At 41.8% G+C, this 18,865-nt stretch carries 14 protein-coding genes; 8 read left to right on the top strand and 6 right to left on the bottom strand.

What is annotated here, in order from left to right:
• Positions 1 to 14: 14 nt before the first annotated feature.
• Positions 15 to 3,023, bottom strand: coding sequence for an AsmA-like C-terminal region-containing protein (locus tag ID165_RS21325; protein ID WP_192347445.1), 3,009 nt, complete (start codon positions 3,021 to 3,023; stop codon positions 15 to 17).
• Between the two features lie 348 nt (positions 3,024 to 3,371).
• A complete protein-coding gene (dgt, locus tag ID165_RS21330; protein ID WP_192351700.1) occupies positions 3,372 to 4,718 on the bottom strand; it encodes a dGTP triphosphohydrolase in 1,347 nt (448 codons plus the stop codon).
• 105 nt (positions 4,719 to 4,823) lie between these two features.
• Here dgt and ID165_RS21335 point away from each other — a divergent pair, with 105 nt between their 5' ends.
• The 4 genes from ID165_RS21335 (at position 4,824) to ID165_RS21350 (ending at position 8,035) form a co-directional block, all read left to right on the top strand.
• On the top strand, positions 4,824 to 5,648 hold the full coding sequence (locus ID165_RS21335; protein WP_192347446.1) for a DUF4382 domain-containing protein: 825 nt from the start codon (positions 4,824 to 4,826) through the stop codon (positions 5,646 to 5,648).
• An 89-nt stretch (positions 5,649 to 5,737) separates the two neighbouring features.
• On the top strand, positions 5,738 to 6,535 hold the full coding sequence (locus ID165_RS21340; protein WP_192347447.1) for a DUF4382 domain-containing protein: 798 nt from the start codon (positions 5,738 to 5,740) through the stop codon (positions 6,533 to 6,535).
• Entirely contained in the window at positions 6,535 to 7,560 is a 1,026-nt protein-coding gene (ribD, locus tag ID165_RS21345; RefSeq protein WP_192347448.1) for a bifunctional diaminohydroxyphosphoribosylaminopyrimidine deaminase/5-amino-6-(5-phosphoribosylamino)uracil reductase RibD, read from the top strand. Before ID165_RS21340 ends, ribD begins: the two co-directional genes overlap by 1 nt.
• Complete coding sequence (locus tag ID165_RS21350; protein WP_192347449.1) at positions 7,553 to 8,035, top strand: GAF domain-containing protein; 483 nt, start codon at positions 7,553 to 7,555, stop codon at positions 8,033 to 8,035. The genes ribD and ID165_RS21350 overlap by 8 nt, the downstream gene beginning before the upstream one ends.
• 214 nt (positions 8,036 to 8,249) lie before the next feature.
• Here the strand turns inward: ID165_RS21350 and ID165_RS21355 are convergent, their stop codons facing one another.
• Positions 8,250 to 9,023: an alpha/beta fold hydrolase gene (locus ID165_RS21355; protein ID WP_192347450.1), complete on the bottom strand. Its 774-nt coding sequence runs from the start codon at positions 9,021 to 9,023 to the stop codon at positions 8,250 to 8,252.
• Between the two features lie 3 nt (positions 9,024 to 9,026).
• Entirely contained in the window at positions 9,027 to 10,943 is a 1,917-nt protein-coding gene (dxs, locus tag ID165_RS21360; protein WP_192347451.1) for a 1-deoxy-D-xylulose-5-phosphate synthase, read from the bottom strand.
• Positions 10,944 to 11,121: 178 nt separating this feature from the next.
• Between dxs and ID165_RS21365 the strand changes: the two genes are divergently transcribed.
• Genes ID165_RS21365 through ID165_RS21380 form a run of 4 tightly spaced genes read left to right on the top strand, consistent with a single transcriptional unit; the run spans position 11,122 to position 16,249 of the window.
• Positions 11,122 to 11,871, top strand: coding sequence for a ScpA family protein (locus ID165_RS21365; protein ID WP_192347452.1), 750 nt, complete (start codon positions 11,122 to 11,124; stop codon positions 11,869 to 11,871).
• A 3-nt stretch (positions 11,872 to 11,874) separates the two neighbouring features.
• On the top strand, positions 11,875 to 12,957 hold the full coding sequence (locus tag ID165_RS21370; RefSeq protein ID WP_192347453.1) for a lysylphosphatidylglycerol synthase transmembrane domain-containing protein: 1,083 nt from the start codon (positions 11,875 to 11,877) through the stop codon (positions 12,955 to 12,957).
• A complete protein-coding gene (locus ID165_RS21375) occupies positions 12,941 to 15,403 on the top strand; it encodes a bifunctional UDP-N-acetylmuramoyl-tripeptide:D-alanyl-D-alanine ligase/alanine racemase (protein ID WP_192347454.1) in 2,463 nt (820 codons plus the stop codon). Before ID165_RS21370 ends, ID165_RS21375 begins: the two co-directional genes overlap by 17 nt.
• 36 nt (positions 15,404 to 15,439) lie before the next feature.
• Entirely contained in the window at positions 15,440 to 16,249 is an 810-nt protein-coding gene (locus tag ID165_RS21380; RefSeq protein WP_192347455.1) for an ion transporter, read from the top strand.
• Here ID165_RS21380 and ID165_RS21385 read toward each other — a convergent pair.
• Positions 16,246 to 16,935: a TrkA family potassium uptake protein gene (locus tag ID165_RS21385; protein WP_192347456.1), complete on the bottom strand. Its 690-nt coding sequence runs from the start codon at positions 16,933 to 16,935 to the stop codon at positions 16,246 to 16,248. The two genes, ID165_RS21380 and ID165_RS21385, sit on opposite strands and share 4 nt — an antisense overlap.
• Positions 16,936 to 17,037: 102 nt before the next feature.
• On the bottom strand, positions 17,038 to 18,852 hold the full coding sequence (locus tag ID165_RS21390; RefSeq protein ID WP_192347457.1) for a TrkH family potassium uptake protein: 1,815 nt from the start codon (positions 18,850 to 18,852) through the stop codon (positions 17,038 to 17,040).
• Positions 18,853 to 18,865 lie beyond the last annotated feature (13 nt).

Raw genomic sequence — 18,865 nt, forward strand, 5'->3', positions numbered from 1 at the left:
TCTTAACCCACAAATTAATCCTTCTTCAAAACTGTCGTATCTGGTTTGGCTGCTGGAGTGCTTTTTGGAAAAAATCCTTTTAGAAGATTTTTCGCTTCGTCTACAGCCTTGTCCTTAGCGACATCCACTTTTTTCTCAAGTTCCTTTTTAGCACTGTCCTGAGCTACTTCGGATTTAGCTCTTAGGGCTTGCTTCACGCTATCCTGGGTTGCATTAAATTGCTCTGAAGCCTGACTTTGGAGAGCTTTGGCTTCTCCGCTTACTCTAGCTTTCAGAGCGTTGGCGAGCAAGGATTCGATGCTGTTGCCTCCTGCCAAGGAAATTTTGGGAGAATTGTATGTTCCCGAAAGATTCAATGCCAGTGGGATGGTGGTGTTTTCATCCATCGAACTACCTGAAATGGTGGCAAGCAGAGAATTTGCCTGAGCCCCAAATTTCCCTGCGGGAATCTGCATATCTATTAAGTAGTTAATCGAGCCATCAAAGCCGGCAGTCCCCTGTACTTTGGCCTGATAGTCCCAAAGTTTCACGTCAAATGGCTTTACATCCATTACGCCATTTTCGATAGTGATGGGAATAGAAATATTTTTCATCTGAAGAGAATTGACATCTTTGAGTTTGGTCAGACTGGTGATTCCTTCTAGGATTTTACTGTCTTTTAGGGCTGTTTCGGCTACTTTTAGCAATCCTTCTCCATCCAAACTTGACAGCAAGGGCATCATATCCTGGCCTAATTTCCCGGAGAAACTAAGATTGGAATTGAATTTTCCTGTCAAATTTTGAGCAATCGGTGCAAAGGCCTTGATCGTATTGAAAGAGTTGAATGCTTCGGCTATGCTAAGGTCTGCGATGTTCAATTTGAAATTAAATGCAGGTGCAGTTAGGTCACGGGGATCATATTTTCCGTCCAAACCGATTGTTCCTCCCATAGTTTTCATTGAAGCATCGGAAAAGCTTAAAACACCGTCTTTTAAAGACATATTTCCCTTCACATCCTTGAGGTTCATATTGTCATAAAGGACTTCATTTGCAGCTACTGACATTGCAAAATCTATGTTACTGGGCAGTTCTATAACTGATAGTTCTGCATTTGTACTGTCTACAGATGTGTCTTCAGTCATCCACTCGTTTACATTGAACCGACTACTCTTCATGGTAAGTTGACCCTTTAATGTACCATTCTCTCCTAAGAAATAGTTCATGTAATTTGATAGTGAGCCTGTAGCCTGTAGAGGGCTTTCGCCGATTTGAGAATCGAATCCGGTGAGATTAATTCGTTCCGGTGTGAACTCAGCTTTTGCTGTGGCGATCTGAATTCCTTGAGGTACATCTTTGGAAGAAAACTTGAAATTGCTGACATCCATCGTGCCACGGGTTTCCAACTGATTGTATTTTTCTTCCTGTACAGCGGCATAGGAACCCTTTGTGTTGATATCGGCCAGAATCCTGCCTTCCATACTCATGTCCTCCATGGGGAAAATCGCCAAAATCTTTTTGAGATCTACTCCGCCTTTGATCTCCCCATCCCAAATTAACTTGTCGAAATCACGGATTTTCATAGTTCCATTGATAGCCTCTCCTTCGAGTTCAAATCCGAATCTGCTCAGGTCCACAAGAAAATCCGTCATACTTCCACTTGGATTTTGGATAGAAGCATTGACGGTAAGTTTCTCTATTGGAGCGGGGTAATCAATACTTTTGGCATATCCATTAGCCAAAAGCAGCTTTGCATTGATTGCGGGAATAATGCCTGCGGCAGAATCGTACCTACCCTTTGCGGTAGCATCTACATCCAGATTGCCCTTCAACTCAATGCCTTCAATCGGAAAAATGGAAGTTAGTTCTTCCAGATTGAGTTTACCTTTCAAAGCTGCATCAATAGTGTAACTAACCAAATCTGAAAGGTGCAACTTACCCGAAATAGGATTGCTGCCAAAGTCCAGATTGAAGGTGGGAATGGATACAGAAGTATTGGATATGTTGTCTGTCTCGTTTTTGACATGAAGGTCAAGGTTTACGTTTTTCACGGGCCTTGGCAAGTCAGGATATTGAAACATACCATCCGCTACTTTTAGAGAAACATCAAAAGCAGGAAATTTTTCTTCATTGTACGTTCCCTGGATTTTGCCTGAAAAATCCATCGTTCCGGAAGTTTTCAAACTTGAAAAACTAGCTGAATAAATCCCAGGAACCAAAGATAGAATGTTTTTGAATTCATTGTCTTTACCTTCAATGGCTATATCCATTTCCATATCGTCACCAGGCATTGCGAGATAGCCGCTCAATCCGAAATGGAAGTCATTCAGCTGAAAATCGCTTTCTCCCAGCGTAAATTTCATGTTTTCCAAATCAATATTCAGTAGTGTTTTCCCTTTGAATGTTTTATTGGAAAGGTAACTTACGTCTTCATAGCTTACATCTGCGATTAGTGCCTCCAGATCGATTGGAAGATCATATACATCCGCAGTAAAATCACCGGCACCTTTCGCATTAATACCTCCCAAAGCCATGAAATAATTAAGCTGTCTATCGTCGTAAACTACATTTAGATTACTGATTTCCATCTGATCCACTCCTATTTGGAAATTGCTTTCCGTCGATTCCTCTTCTACTTCTTCCGATGGGAAGGCGATGTCGTAGTTCGCAGTGCCATCTTTCAGTACCTTGATGTAAACATTTCCGCCGTTCAAATGCACTCCGGTTAAAGTGGGATAATCATCAAAAATGACAGATCTAAGGTTAAAATCTATGGAAAGTTCACGAAGAGAGACCAAGGTGTCATTTTCAAATGGTGCATTTCCAACAATATCAAAATCTCTGATTCTTGCCGAAACATTTGGAAATCTTCTGAAAAGGCTTAAACTAACATTATTTATGTCATAAATTACTTTGGCATTCACAGATTGAGCAATTTCCCGGTCAATCCGGGCAGCGATTTTGTCTTTGAAAAGGAATGGAACAGCTACTGCCGCGGCTATCAAAAATAGAAATACACTTAGAAGGATGATCAGTGTCTTTTTCATGTGTTTATAATTTGTTTTTTTAAGGCCACCCCGATTAATCAGCGCAGGCTATGGAATCTCGCATGTGGGGTAATCATCATCCCGCTGTGTATCGTCTTCAACATGCTCGATTTCATAACGGGATTTATAAGACTAACAGGAGTTTGTTTGACTGGAAATACTCATTTCACACAGTATAATTACGTGTTATTTAGTCTTTTTGGCTAGGTAAGAACAAGATTTAAGCCGACTTGTAATCTTTTCCGAGTTTTGAATAGAATACTTTTTGATCAGATTATCAAAGAAATGTAGTTTTAGACAAATCCATAAAGATCTGTTTGGGAATACATGGTGGATTACTTCTGTGCTTTAAGATCCGGGGAATGAGATTCCTTTCACCCGTCTGTAGAGATTCAGTGCATACTTGTCCGTCATACCCGAAATAAAATCCACCAAGCTGCGAAGCAAAGGATAGGGATTAACCTCAGCTCCCCAGCCTTTCAGCGGAAAGTCTTCCGGCAATAGGCGAAGAATGCTTTTGTCTTGTCCGGAGAACTTCTCAGGATTATAAAACTGATGGTATAGTGCTCTGGAAAAGACCTCCATCAACCCTTCCAGCACCTGGAATCCCGCAGCCTCCTTCTCCAAAACTATCTGGGATCTGTAGATTTTTTGCACAGAAACTTCGGTGATTTTCTGTAGGGCTTTGGCAGAAGGGATAATGTCTGTCAGGGCCTTGTCAAAATTGCCTTTGCACATACTTTCCTCATATTTGGCGAATTCTTCCACACATTCGCTGATTAGTTGTCCGATTGCCAGTGCGCGAAGTGCCCCCAAATTTTGAGCTGCAGTTCTGGGCTCTTTTAGTTTTTTGGGATCAAACTTATCTTTCAAAATAGGAGCGAGAAGTGCTACTGTTTCTTCGAAACTCACCAATCCAAGAGTGCAGCCATCTTCCAAATCAATGATACTATAGCAGATATCATCAGCGGCTTCTACCAAGAAAGCCAAAGGATGTCTATACCAGCACTCCGGACTGGATTTTTCCATTCCCAATATCACCCCCAATTGTTCAAAATCGACAAGTTGGTTAATGAAAAAGCCGTATTTTTTTTGACTTCTTCTGGCAATATCACGCTGTGCAATCATGCTTGGTCTCGGATATTTGGTAAATGCCGCGAGTGTAGCATAGGTCAATTTCAGTCCATATTGCTTTGAAACAAGCATTCTAAAGCCTTGGGCATTTCCTTCAAAGTTGCATAGGTCTGCCAATTGCTCTGTGCGGACGTGAGATTCCCAGCATTTTCCTGAAGGGTGGAATTTGAAGAAATCTGAAATAGCTTCCTCTCCCGCATGTCCAAAAGGCGGATTTCCAATATCATGTGTCAGAGCAGCCGCAGCTACAATAGCTCCAATTTCAAAGGGAGTAATGCCTGTATTAGTCAGTTGAGGATACTTTTCCAATAGAATTTCCCCTGCTGCTTTTCCTAGAGATCTTCCTACACTCGATACTTCTAGGCTGTGGGTAAGTCGAGTGTGCACGAATGCCTGCTCGGGTAAGGGAAAAACCTGAGTTTTATCTTGTAGGTTACGAAACGGTGCCGAAAAAATAATTCGATCGTAATCAATTTCAAACTCACTTCGGACCACTTGTGTGGGTATAAATCCCGGATTGTCACCAAATCTGCCTCTGGATAAGAGGCGCTCCCATTTCATCATCCCCAAAAATAAGAAGCTCTTTAGACATTACTTTATAATTTGTGTTTTTTGACTTGGCATGGTCATTGGATTTCACGCACAAGGAAATTAAACACATTTCTTATGAAAAGTATAATTACTTATTTTATGATCACTGGGCTGGCTTTAATAGCAATTGCCTGCTCTTCTGATAACGACAATCCAAGTCAGGGTTCTGCCCGTGTAAATTTTTATCTGGTAGATGCTCCTGCTTCTTATGATGAGGTCTGGATTGAAGTGCTCGCTCTTCGAGTCAAGGTGAATGAAGATGGAATCGAAGAAAATACGCATGAAGACGACGATGAGTCATCTTGGGTAGAAATCATTTACGACAAAAGCCAGCCCATAAATCTTCTGGAATTGACTGGAGGCAACAGTGAACTGTTGGGTTCTGAAGATTTTCCGGCAGGGGAAATAGAACAGCTTAGATTGATTTTGGGAGAGAATAATTATGTGATCAAAAATGGTATACGTCACGAACTGAAAACGCCGAGTGCACAGCAAAGCGGGTTGAAAATAAAAGTTGATAAGGATGTATTGGGAGGATTGTCTTATGATTTGATCATTGACTTTGATGCTGCGAAATCAATTGTGGAGGCTGGCAATTCCGGTCAGATTATTTTAAAACCTGTTTTACGGGCATATTTGGATAAAGTTTCTTCGGGTATTATGGGACAAGTGCTGCCAGTGAAGGCCCAGCCGGTGCAGGTTACCGCTTACGATGGAGATGAAACTATGAATACTTTCGTCAATGCAGCCGGTAATTATAAGATCACAGGGCTGGATGATGGTATGTATACAGTTACATTTACGCCAAATGAATCCTATACTGGGGTAGTACTGGAAGGAATTGTGGTGGAGGATGGAAAGATTACTACAATTGATCCGGTAATACTTAGTGAAAAATAACATGGGAAAAGGTCAGCTTAGGCTGGCCTTTTTTTGAACTAGGCTTAGGCGAATCGACTTTTTGAAAAGTTTTGGGCTAAATTTACCCTGTGAAAAAACTTTACTTTTGTCTCCTCTCTATTGTCTATGTGCTATTCTTCACATCGTGTGAGGATCCGGACTCTAGCCCGAAGGCTCTTCTAAATGTCATTTTGGTAGATGCTCCTGCCAAATGGGACTCTGTATTTGTGGAGGTTGAAGGAGTGGATATTGATGTTTTGGTGGAAGGGAGGGAAAGCCAAACTCAGACTTTTTTCCTAGAATATAAATCCGGAAACAAGCGGATAAAAGTGAGTGAGCTGGTGGGAGGGAATGCGCTATTAATAGGCAGAAATGAGTTGCCGATAGGCCAGATTACAAATGCTAAAATCATTTTGGGAGAGAATCATTCCATGTTTTTGGATGAGAAAAGATATGAGTTGAAACTCTCTGATCCATCCGAAAATGAAATTTCTTTGCCCGCAGCTATAGTCATGGAGCAAGGTATATCATACGATCTCTTCCTTGATCTGGACCTTGAGAAGTCAATCGTACAGGTGTCCGAATCTCCTCTTACATATGACTTGAATCCTTACTTCTCCTTGATAGAGGGAGCAGGAACAGGTACGCTCAGTGGGATACTAAAGCCTTTAACCCTTTATCCTACGCTTACTATTACCGGCGAGCAAGGGACATTTTCTACTCATCTAGATGCTTCTGGGAGATATTATTTCCGTGTTCCGGAGGGATTTTACAATGTGCAGATTAACGCAAAAGACGGGCTCTACTTGGACACAGCTTTCTCAATGGATATCGTAAGAAGAAAGGATTCTGTTCTCAATGAAATTACGCTTAAGAGAGCACCTTAATGATTACAGACGAACTATATATGCAAAGAGCACTTGAGCTGGCGGAGTTTGGTCGGGGAAAAGTGAGTCCCAACCCGATGGTTGGTTGCGTGATCGTTCATCAGGGGAAGATTATAGGAGAAGGCTACCATCAGGAATATGGCAAAGCACATGCAGAAGTCAATGCCGTAAATTCAGTTGTAAATCAGGAATTATTAGCTGAATCCACGGTATATGTGACATTGGAACCATGTGCCCATTTTGGCAAAACTCCACCTTGTGCCCATCTTTTGGTGGAGAAAAAAGTGAAGAAAGTGGTGATCGCCGCATTTGATTCCAATCCTTTGGTTGGGGGAAAAGGCATTCAAATTCTAGAAAATGCAGGAATTGAGGTAGAAATAGGAGTGTCGGAAAAGGAAGCCCGGCTTCAAAACAAACGATTTTTTATCCAGATCGAACAGAAACGACCTTACGTGATTTTGAAGTGGGCACAGACACAAGATGGTTTTGTAGCGAGAGGGGATTATTCTTCCAAATGGATTACCAATGCTTCCAGTAGACAACTTGTGCATAAATGGAGAGCGGAGGAAGATGCTATTTTGGTGGGGAAAAATACCGCCAAATACGATGATCCTGCGTTGAATGTGAGGGATTGGGTAGGGAAAAATCCGCTCAGACTGGTAGTTGACAGTAAATTGGAGCTTCCCAATACTCTCAAACTTTTTGACGAAGCGGTACCAACTATTTGTTACAATACCCTGAAAGCTGAAACTAGAGGGACTTTGGAGTTTGTCAAGTTGAATCCTGAATTTCAGGTCAAGGAGATCTTGGAGGATCTTTTCCGCAGGAATATTCAAAGTGTGATAGTAGAGGGGGGAAGCTATTTATTGAATAAATTTTTGGTATCCGAACTTTGGGACGAAGCACGGGTGTTTACTAGCAATACCAAGTTTGGCAAGGGGATAGTAGCACCTATTCCTCCTACCCCAATTTCCGAGACCATTGAAATCTTGGAAGACACCTTAAGAATTTACTACCATGTCTGAAAGTCTATACATTCCTGAATCGGTGACAAAAGCTGAAAAATACGAAGCCATCTTGCCACAGATCGAAGCTTTGATTTCTGGCGAACCGGATCTTTATGCGAACCTTGCCAATATCTCTGCTGCGTTAAAAGAAGCATTTGACTTCTTTTGGGTTGGTTTTTACTTGACGAAAGAGAATCAATTGGTATTGGGACCTTTTCAGGGGCCCATTGCCTGTACCAGGATTTCTATGGGCAAAGGAGTATGCGGAACCGCTTGGCAGAAAGGGGAAACGGTCTTGGTTCCCGACGTAGATGCCTTTCCCGGTCATATTGCCTGCAGTTCAGCTTCCAAGTCCGAGATAGTTGTTCCTGTGTTCAAAGGTGGGTTGGTTGCGATGGTACTCGATGTGGATTCCGATCAATTGGATGATTTTGATGCAGTAGATCAGGAGTATTTGGAGAAGCTGATGGAGATGCTGGGTAAGCAGTTGTAGTTTCATCAGCTCCAGATGGAAAAATTGAAATTTATTCTAAGGAACCTATGAAAGCGTTCATGTATATACTGATTTGTGCTAACGGATTTTATTATGCAGTCAGTACCAAAAATCTAGAATTAAGATTGCGAGAACATCAACTTGGTGAGGGTTCTAATTTTACATGAAAGCATCTTCCGGTTAAGCTAGCATACGTTGAGGAGTTCAGTAGAATTTAAGAAGCGGCACCCTTCCCGCAGAACTCCCTCAAAATCTCAATACTCTCATTTTTCAGTTCGATCATTCCCAAATGACCAACTCCATCTAATTCGTAATAGTCAGTGATTGCAGGTTTATGGGCTCGGCTGGCATCGATTTTTACAGCTCCGTCTAATGTACCTGCTATCATCATCTTTGGACCAGGATAATTCTTCAATACCTCAAAACGATCCTTCCTATCCCGCATAGCGTGGGTATAGGCAATCAGACCTTTTAGTGTAGACTGCTTGGCTTGATCGATAGCAGTCGTAATTTCTTCTTGAAAAGCTTCTCTCTTATGCTCAGGTATAAGGGGAGGGATAAATGAAGTCACGAAAGTATCTAATCCGTGTTTATTCAGAAAAATGACTGTTCTGTCCCGCATACCTTTTTTCTCTTCATCATCGGCAAAAGCTGTAGATTGAAAAAGCCCAATTCCTTTTAGCTGTGAACCCATTAGTTCCAGCAGTGCAAGGGTCACATATCCGCCGAGAGAATGGCCAATAACTATCGGATCATGAATAGCGTTCTCTTCCATCCATTCTTGTAAAAGGACTGCGACTTCTTCCAGTGTAATGGAATCGGAGTGGATGGGAGAATTGCCGCATCCTGGCAGATCGGGGCAAATCACTCTAAAATCAGAAGAAAGAGCTTCTGCAAAATCACGCCACATCTCACCGATTTCGCAGAATCCATGGATCAAAATTACCGGTTCACCGGCACCTTTTTCAAAAAAATGAATAGCAGACATGTATTAAACTGTTTTGGAAACCTTGGCCATAGTTCTAACGGCTTCAGCGATCCCATGCGGGTCAAAGCCACATTCGCGGTGAAGTTCATGCTGCTCACCGTGCTCAATGATATCATCGGGAATACCCAAACGCTTTACTTGAGCGTGATACCCATGATCCATCATCCACTCGATCACGGCTGAGCCAAACCCACCCATAAGGCAGCCGTCTTCTACTGTGATTACCTTTTCGAATTTGCCAAAAATCTCATGAAGGAGTTCCCCATCTAGCGGCTTTACGAATCTCATATCGTATTGTGCAGGGTTCAGCCCCTCTTTTTCAAGTTTATTGCAAGCTTCCACTGCATAGTTGCCGATATGCCCAATCGTCAAAATTGCGATCTCTTCACCTTCTTTTATGATTCGGCCCTGGCCAACCGGAATTTGCTCAAAAGGTGTTTTCCACTCAGGCATCACGCCTTTTCCTCTAGGGTAGCGAATAGAATATGGCCCATTGTGGATGGAGGCTGAATACATCATATTACGGAGTTCTTCCTCATTCATGGGAGCTGAAACAACCAGGTTTGGAATACATCGGAAGAAAGCAATATCATAAGCACCATGGTGCGTAGGGCCATCAGCTCCGGCAAATCCTGCTCTATCCAAGCAAAAGACCACGGGTAGATTTTGAAGACATACATCGTGCAATACCTGGTCGTAAGCACGCTGCATAAAGGTAGAATAGATGTTGCAGAAAGGGACGAGCCCTTGTGTGGCCAGCCCTGCTGAGAAAGTCACGGCATGTTGCTCCGCTATTCCCACATCAAATGCCCGGTTTGGCATCGCTTTCATCATGATATTCATAGAAGAACCGGATGGCATGGCCGGGGTCACACCCATGATTCTATTGTCTAGCTCAGCCAGTTCTACCAACGTATGCCCAAAGACATCCTGGTATCTGGGAGCTTGCGGCGTGCTTGGAGTCGTTTTATATATTTCCCCAGTTACCTTATCAAATGTCCCCGGCGCATGCCAAGTCGTTTGATTTCCTTTTTCTGCTGGACCATATCCTTTTCCCTTCATTGTGATACAATGGAGGATTTTAGGACCCGGAATATCTTTGAGGTCTTTCAGTACTTCTGCCAAGTGGTTGACATCGTGTCCGTCTACTGGGCCGAAGTACCGGAGATTTAATGATTCGAAAAGGTTGCTTTGGTCAAGTAAAGCCGATTTGATTCCTCCTTCCACCTTAGAGAGCACATCTTGCGCACTTGTACCGAATTTGCTCAGCTTCCCTAAAATTTTCCATACCTCATCCTTAGCCTTGTTATAGGTTTTGGAAGTGGTAATATCAGTGAGATAATCTTTGAGTGCCCCGACATTTGGGTCGATAGCCATGCAGTTATCATTCAAAATGATCAAGAGATTGGTATCACTTACCCCAGCATGATTCATGGCTTCAAAAGCCATCCCACCCGTCATTGAACCGTCACCGATCACAGCTACGTGCTGTTTTTTAGTAAGACCTCTGTATTGAGAAGCTACAGCCATGCCCAATGCTGCAGAAATCGATGTGCTGGAGTGACCTACGCCAAAGGTATCGTATTCACTTTCTTTTCGTTTTGGGAAGCCGGAAATTCCCCCATAAAGACGGTTGGTATGAAAACGTGATCTTCTCTCAGTAAGAATTTTATGCCCGTAAGCCTGATGTCCAACGTCCCAGACTAACTGATCTTCGGGAGTATTAAGGACATAGTGAAGTGCAACCGTAAGTTCTACTACTCCTAGGCTAGCACTGAAATGTCCGCCATACACAGATACATTATCGATAATGTACTGACGCAGTTCATCACAGATTTGAACCAGCTTTTCCTTCGGAAACTTCTTAAGGTCTGCGGGGTTATTTATTTGGGCTAATAATTCTCCTGGTTCAATCAGCATTTTACAGCGGTAATATGTTCAAATTAGAATAACAACAATTATGCTTCTTTGTTTTTCCAATAAAGTAAATTTGGACAAGAGGCGATTGCCTCTTTCTCCGGCCGTTTCCAATTAATTTAGCTTAATTGAATATCTTTGGCTACAAGGTGGCAAAATTAACCAATAATTTAAATATCCTTTGAGTTTCGAAATCAAATTACCACTCTTCGAAGGTCCTTTTGACCTGATGCTCTTTTTCATCGAGCGTGATGAACTGGATATTTATGACATTCCTATTTCCAAGATTACCAATGACTTTCTGGATTATGTCCATCAGATGGAGCAAATGGAAATGGAGGTAGCCAGTGATTTTATCCTCTTTGCGGCTACACTAATGAAGATCAAATCACGGATGTTATTGCCCAGACCAGAGCTGAATGAAGAAGGGGAAGAAGTGGATCCCCGAGAGGAATTGATCAGGAATCTGCTGGAATACAAAAAGTACAAATCCGTCATCGAAGAACTTGCTTCGATGGAAGAGGAAGAGCTATCTAAGCAAAAGCGAGGAAATATAGTAGAAGAATTAAAAACGCTGAGCAAGGTGGATGATGTGGACGCAGAAATGCAGGATATGGATTTGTACAAATTGCTGAAAGTCTTCCAGCGGACTATGGCCAAAATGGCCTCACGGGTGGATGAAACAAAACACACCGTAATTCAGTATCCATATACTATCGCCCAGCAAAAAGAGTTTGTGTTGGAGAAAATCAGTTTCAGGAATAAAGTACCTTTCGCCGAATTCATCAGCATCAAACCCGACAAAATTTTTGTGATTTATACCTTTTTGGCAATTTTAGAATTACTTCAACTTTCCTTGGTTACGATCGTCATAGGTGATGGTTTCAATAACTTCTGGGTGGAAAAGACTGAGCCGATAGTTGCTGAATAGCGTATGAAATTGGATAATAAGAAGATTTTTCAGACCCTAAATCCGAATAAAATTTGGGTTCCCGTGATCATTGGTCTGGCCATTGTCTTCGGGATGTTTTATTTCGATCCGTCGGTAAACAAGGATTCTCTAAGGGGGGTATTTGATGCTTCTATGCCTTGGATAGTCGTTGCCATTGTGGTCATATTCTTTAGAGATGTGGGTTATGTATATCGAATCAGGGAAATTACACAACGGACACTTACTTGGAAGAGATCGATCTATGTTATTATCCTATGGGAGTTTGCTTCTGCGGTGACACCTTCGGTAGTGGGTGGCACAGCGGTTGCTATTTTTATTTTGAACAAGGAGGGGATCAAACTCGGCAGAGCTGTGGCCTACGTGATGGTGACAGCGATTCTGGATAACCTCTTCTTTGTTATAGGTGCGCCTATTATTCTATTTTTCGCAAAGGGGAATATATTTCCGGAGAGTAAACTTCTTGAGATGCAACTTGAAAATAGCATGGAGGCCATTTTCTGGATTTCTTATTCATTATACGCCGCTTACAGCATAGTGATGGCAGCGGCTTTATTTTATAGACCAAGGGTTTTTAAGTGGGTTTTAATCAAGCTTTTTTCAATCAAGTGGCTCAGAAAATGGAAACACGATGCGCAGGAATATGGCAACCAGATCATTGAAGCATCCAAGGAACTCTCAGGCAAAAGATGGAATTATTGGTTGCCGATAATTATAGCAACAATATTTATTTGGAGCTCTAGATATCTTATGTTGAATGCATTGATTTCCGCCTTTGTACCTTTGAATATCAATGACCATATCATCATCTTCGCCAGACAGGTGATCATGTGGATTGTGATGATGATCTCTCCTACTCCTGGAAGTAGCGGAACGGCCGAGTTTTTCTTTGCGCAGTTTTTCACTCAATTCTTAACAAACTACACGTTTGTTACCAGTATTGTATGGAGACTTTTATCCTATTATCCTTATTTAATTTTAGGCACATTTTTCTTGCCTCGATGGGTGAAGCAGGTCTTTTTTAAGAAAAAGAAAATAAATCCAAAGGAGGATGTATCAGGAAATTAGTCAAAACCAGATCGCAAAAATCACACAGGGGGTCATTTTCAACGGGCATGATGAGTTACTGATTTCTCAAATTGCCATTGATTCTAGACAAATCCTTCATTCGGAGAAGACATTATTCGTTGCTCTGAGAGGGGCAAAAGCCGACGGCAAGGATTTTATTCCTCAGCTGATAGAATCGGGAGTACGGACATTCTTGGTTCATCTTGATTTTGATGAGCTGGAATTTTCAGATTTTTGTTTTATCAAAGTCACTGATACCCGGCGTGCCTTGCAGCTACTGGCTCAGTATCAGCGTGAATTATTTTCGAAGCCTGTTGTAAGTATTGCGGGAAGCAATGGAAAAACGATTGTCAAAGAATGGTTGGGGCAGATTTTGGGACAGAAATACGCTGTGGCCAAAAGCCCAAAGAGTTATAATTCCCAAGTTGGTGTTCCTCTTTCGATATTTGGGATAGAGGGCTATCACCAAGTAGCGATTTTGGAAGCAGGAATCTCCAGAGCAGGAGAAATGGCTGTATTGGAGGAAATGATCAAGCCGAACCTTGGAATCTTCACAAATCTGGGAACGGCGCACCAAGAAGGCTTTGAAAATCCTGAAGCCAAGCTCAATGAGAAGCTTTCTCTTTTTGTGGGTTCGAATTACCTGATTTACTGCCGGGATCAGCAAAAGGTTTCTGAGCAAATAGAAGCCATGTTTTCTTCAGAGAAACTAGTCGGATGGTCAGATCGGTCGGGAGCGGAATTTACCAGATCCGTGAAAGTGAAAGCAAATGGAGCACGCTTGATTTTGATGAAATCAGATCTCACTACCCATACTTTTCAGGTTCCGTTTACAGATACGGCTTCTCTGGAAAATATCACGCATGTGATTGTAGCAGCTATGACTTTGGGACAAAGTGTAGAAGCTATTCAGGAAGGGATTTCACATGTGAAATCTGTGGATATGCGATTGACCCTGAAGCCTGGGATAAATGATTCTTTGCTGATAGATGACACTTACAACAATGACTTGGCAGGATTGAAGGTAGCACTGGACTTTATGCAGCAGCAGCGACCTAAACGGAGAAAAATTTTGATTTTGTCTGATTTGCTTCAGCAGGGTTCTCCGGAAAAAATATTTGGAGAAATTGCTGAATTGATCAAGAAATATGAATTTGATCAACTGTATGGTGTGGGCAGTGAAATTCTCTTTTTGAAGAAAGTTTTTCCGGAAACTTTCATAGGATTCAGATCTACTGCGGAGCTTTTGAAGAATCTTGATCCGGAAACTTTTCAGAATGACTTGATTTTAGTGACGGGTGCTAGGATTTTTGGTTTCGAAGACGTTGTAAATCAGCTTCAACAGAGAATTCATGGCACTACACTGGAAATCAATCTCAATGCACTTACCCACAATTACAATTTCTATAGGAAACTTCTTTCACCCACGACGAAAGTAATGGTGATGGTGAAGGCTTTTGCCTATGGAGGGGGTGCGGTAGAGATTGCCAACCAGATCCAAACGATGGGAGCAAATTATCTCGGTGTTGCTTTTTCGGATGAGGGAGTTGCATTGCGCAAGCAGGGGATCAAACTCCCAATTATGGTTCTAAATACGATGCAGGAATCCTTTGGCCTTTGCAGCGAGTTTGATTTGGAGCCGGTGGTTTTCAGTCCTGAGATTTTTGAAAGCCTTGGTTCTTGGTGTAGTATACGTAAAAAGAAGATGAAAATACATCTGGATTTGGACACCGGGATGCGCAGATTGGGTTTTGAGAAGAAGCATTTGTCCACCTTGAGGAGCTTGATACAATCAAATCCGCAATTGGAAATTGCGTCCATTTATACCCACTTAGTCGGTGCGGATGAAGAAGTGCACAGGAAGTTCTCTTTGGTTCAACTGGCGGATTTCGAAGAAATGAGGAGTGAAGTACTCGATGTCCTTTCGTACCAACCCCTGATCCATGCGCTCAATTCTGCAGGAATAGTTGCTTTTCCCGAATATCAATTTGACATGGTAAGATTGGGGATTGGATTATATGGAGTAGAAGTGACGGGCAAGCATGAGTTAGCTCTTCGGGCTATCAGTACGCTTAAAACTACTATTTCTCAGATCAAAGAACTTGCTCCGGGAGAGACTATTGGCTATTCCCGAAAAGGTGTTTTATCTTCCGGAGGTAAAATTGCCACACTTGCGATAGGTTATGCAGATGGCTACGACCGCAGATTCAGCAATGGAAAAGGCTATGTGTTGATCAATGGCCAAAAGGCGCACATCATCGGAAATGTCTGTATGGATATGTGCATGGTGGATGTTACCGGGATGGAGGTAAAGGTCGGGGATGATGCCATTATTTATGGGGAAAAGATATCGTTGAAAGAACTGGCAGATCAGATAGGAACTATCCCCTATGAATTGTTGACAAATATCAGCACCCGTGTGAAGCGGATTTATTACTTGGACTAGCTTGGTTTTGGCTGTTAAATTTTTCTAAATTCCTCTATGAAAATCACTAAAAAGCGATTAGCCCATATAGTTTTTGAGTCAGATGATTGGGCTTCCAAGGCATTTGATATTGTGCTGCTATTCCTGATTTTTGGGAGTATTTTGGTGGCAATTTTGGATTCTGTGGCTAGCCTGCACAGACAGTACGGAGAAGAGTTTCTATTGTTAGAATGGTTGTTCACTGTTTTGTTCACGCTAGAATATGCCTTAAGAATATGGCTTTCACGCAATCCAAGAGGATATATATTCAGCTTCTTCGGGATTGTGGATCTGCTGGCAATTTTGCCTGCTTATCTGAGTATTATAATTGTGAATTCCCAGCTACTCACAGTGGTCAGGGCCTTGAGATTGCTACGGGTAATCCGGATTTTGAAATTGGGACGATACGTTGCGGAAGCTGAATACCTAACCAAATCGTTAAAGGCGAGTTCTCACAAGATCATGATTTTCATAGGTTTTGTGTTGACTATAGTACTTATTATGGGTACTCTGATGTTTATCATTGAAGGACCTGAGCACGGATTTGATAGTATTCCTATGGGAATGTATTGGGCTATCGTGACCTTGACTACAGTGGGTTTTGGTGATATCACCCCTCAGACTACGATCGGCCAATTCGTGGCTTCTCTGATCATGCTTCTTGGCTATGCTATTATTGCTGTTCCCACCGGAATAGTATCTTCTGAGATGGCTGCTGAGAAAAGAAGGATAGAAAAAAGAAAACAAGTTACCTGCCCTGCCTGCAAGCATTCCGGTCTGGATGAATGGGACGAGTATTGTAAATTTTGTGGGAAGAAGTTAAACTAATCCCCTAGTGAAAGAAACTGTTGAATGTTTTTTATTTTGCCAAAAAGGAGCAATATATCTTCAGTTTCAAACTTATATTCAGGAGTCACCACTCCAATTACATTTTTGTGGGGAGTATTTATTCCAAGGAGGTTTTTCTTTTGTTCAATTTTAATAATGGTCAGGATATTGAGGTAAAACTCTTTGCGGATATCAGCTTTTGCGACAGACATTCCTATGTATCTGGGGGGCACCTTCACTTCCACAATATTATATTCATCTGAGATCTCCAGAGAATCCAGAACTCCTTTCATTTCCAATCGCTTTGCAAGGCGATCAGCAGTTTCTTCCTCGGGATGTATGATTTCATCCACACCAATAGCCTGAATGACGGTTTCGTGGAGGTCATTTATTGCGCGTGCGATAATACGCTTGCATTTCAGCTGCTTGAAAATGGCGGTGCTCATGATCGAAGCTCCAATATCTTCACCAATAGCAATAATCACTACATCTGTATCCTTCAGAGGCAAGTTCTTCACTGCTGCCTGATCTGTAGCATCCATAACGATAGAATGGGTAATGTTGTCCTTGATGAGCTCTATTCTGCTTTCGTTAGAATCCACGCCTATTACTTCATGTCCAAGATTTGTAAGACGCTTTGCCAGATAGCCTCCAAAATTGCCTATGCCTACTATTATATATTTCATGTGTTTATAATTTATTTTTTAAGGCCACAACCTTTCCCGAATTCGATTCGGGAGAATATCCCAGCGTGTGACGCTTAGTCATGCTCGATTTTATGCGCATGATTAAGTTATGAATACTGTTTCTTCAGGATATTTATACCGTTGCTCACCAATTTTCCGTACGATTGCCACCAGCATAGTCAAAGTTCCTACTCTTCCTATAAGCATTATTGCCATCAAAACTAATTTGCTGCCCAAACTTAATTGGGAAGTAATTCCCAATGAGAGACCAACCGTGGCAAAAGCACTGAATACTTCAAAAGCCACGTCCAACAAAGCAAGTTCAGGGTTAAAAATCATTAGTAGAAAAACTCCAGTTCCAATCACCAATACAGAGAGGGAAATTACAGCAAATGCTTTTTTAAGTGTTTCATTCGTTAGTTGCCTTCTGAATACTTCTACTTTGGTTTTACCCGAAGCAATGCTAAATGTATTGAGCATTGCCACTGCGAACGTACTGGTTTTCAAACCCCCTCCTGTAGATCCCGGAGAGGCTCCTATCCACATCAGAAAAAGATAAATCAAGATGGTAGGAACGGCTAATTCCCGCATATCCACGGTATTGAACCCCGCAGTTCTGGGGGTCACGGAACCGAAAACAGTGGTGACAAATTTACCATACGGACTAAGCCCTTTTAGCGTAGCATCTTGCTCAGCAATCGCATACACGACCATTCCGATTACCAGGAGAATCCCTGTAGTATAGACTACCAGCCGTGTATTGACACTGGACACCCTCGGGCTGTGCCGGTACTTTTCTATGCCTAGGATACGTTTTCCTGTACCGATGATTACATGCTTGAGGTAGGAGTAATAGTTTAATACCACAGGAAAGCCTATTCCACCGAGCACAATAGCCAGAGCTATAGCTAAATGCATATTGTAAGCTTGCCGGAATCCTTCTTCATATAATCCACTGCTCAGTGTAGAAAAACCGGCATTGCAAAAAGCTGAAATTGCGTGGAAAAGAGAAAAAAACAAATGATCCCCCCGACCTGTAAATTGTGCAGCATCGGTAAATTGATAGATCATAAACGCACAAATTCCTTCCACTAAAACCGTAAAAGAAATGATTTTAAACAGGGTCGTGTAAATTTCATTTACATTGTTTTCATTGATATAATCCCGAATGAAAAGCCTATTTTCTATGGAATAGCTTCCTTTAAAGAAAAAGCCGAAGAAACTTGTGAAAACCATGATTCCAAGTCCCCCGATTTGGAACAAAATCATTATGACTACCTGACCAAAAAAAGTGAAATCCTTAGCTGTATCCAGTACTATCAGACCTGTCACACAGACTGCGGAAGTAGAAGTAAACAGCGCATCTATAAAGCTGATACTCTCGGTGCTGGCTTCAGGCAGACTTAAAAGTCCAGCTCCCACTATAATAAGTAGTACAAAAGAGAGAATAAATACAAGAGAAGGACTGAGTTTGAGCTCATTTACGGTAAGGCTAAATTTGCTTAGTTCTATGAAAAACAGAACGATTACCAAGCCATTAATGAGATGATAGTGACCAGTGAACGCCAATATAAGTTGCGTTGTTTCATCTCCCAGTACATTCCAACGAATTAATGCCGTACATATCAATACCACCGAAAGAAGCAATTCGAGTATTACTCTGGCAGGAATGAAGGATTTTTCCAGTAACAAAACTTTTATAAAGTAGCCCATTCCGATTAACATCAGTGAGGCGGTAAAGAGCATTGAAGTTGCGACCTGATCTTGTGGGTCTATTGAATAGCCCAAATGAAAAAGTAATATTCCAAAAGCTAGAAAACTGCTAACCTGAACTACTTTTTCTTGGGTTTTAACCACCTTTTTCAAAAAGATGATATTTCGATCAGGGTTAGAAAAGATTTTCAGCTTGAAGTTCATGCTTGGGTAATAG

Source organism: Algoriphagus sp. Y33 (genome assembly GCF_014838715.1).
Taxonomy (GTDB): Bacteria; Bacteroidota; Bacteroidia; order Cytophagales; family Cyclobacteriaceae; genus Algoriphagus.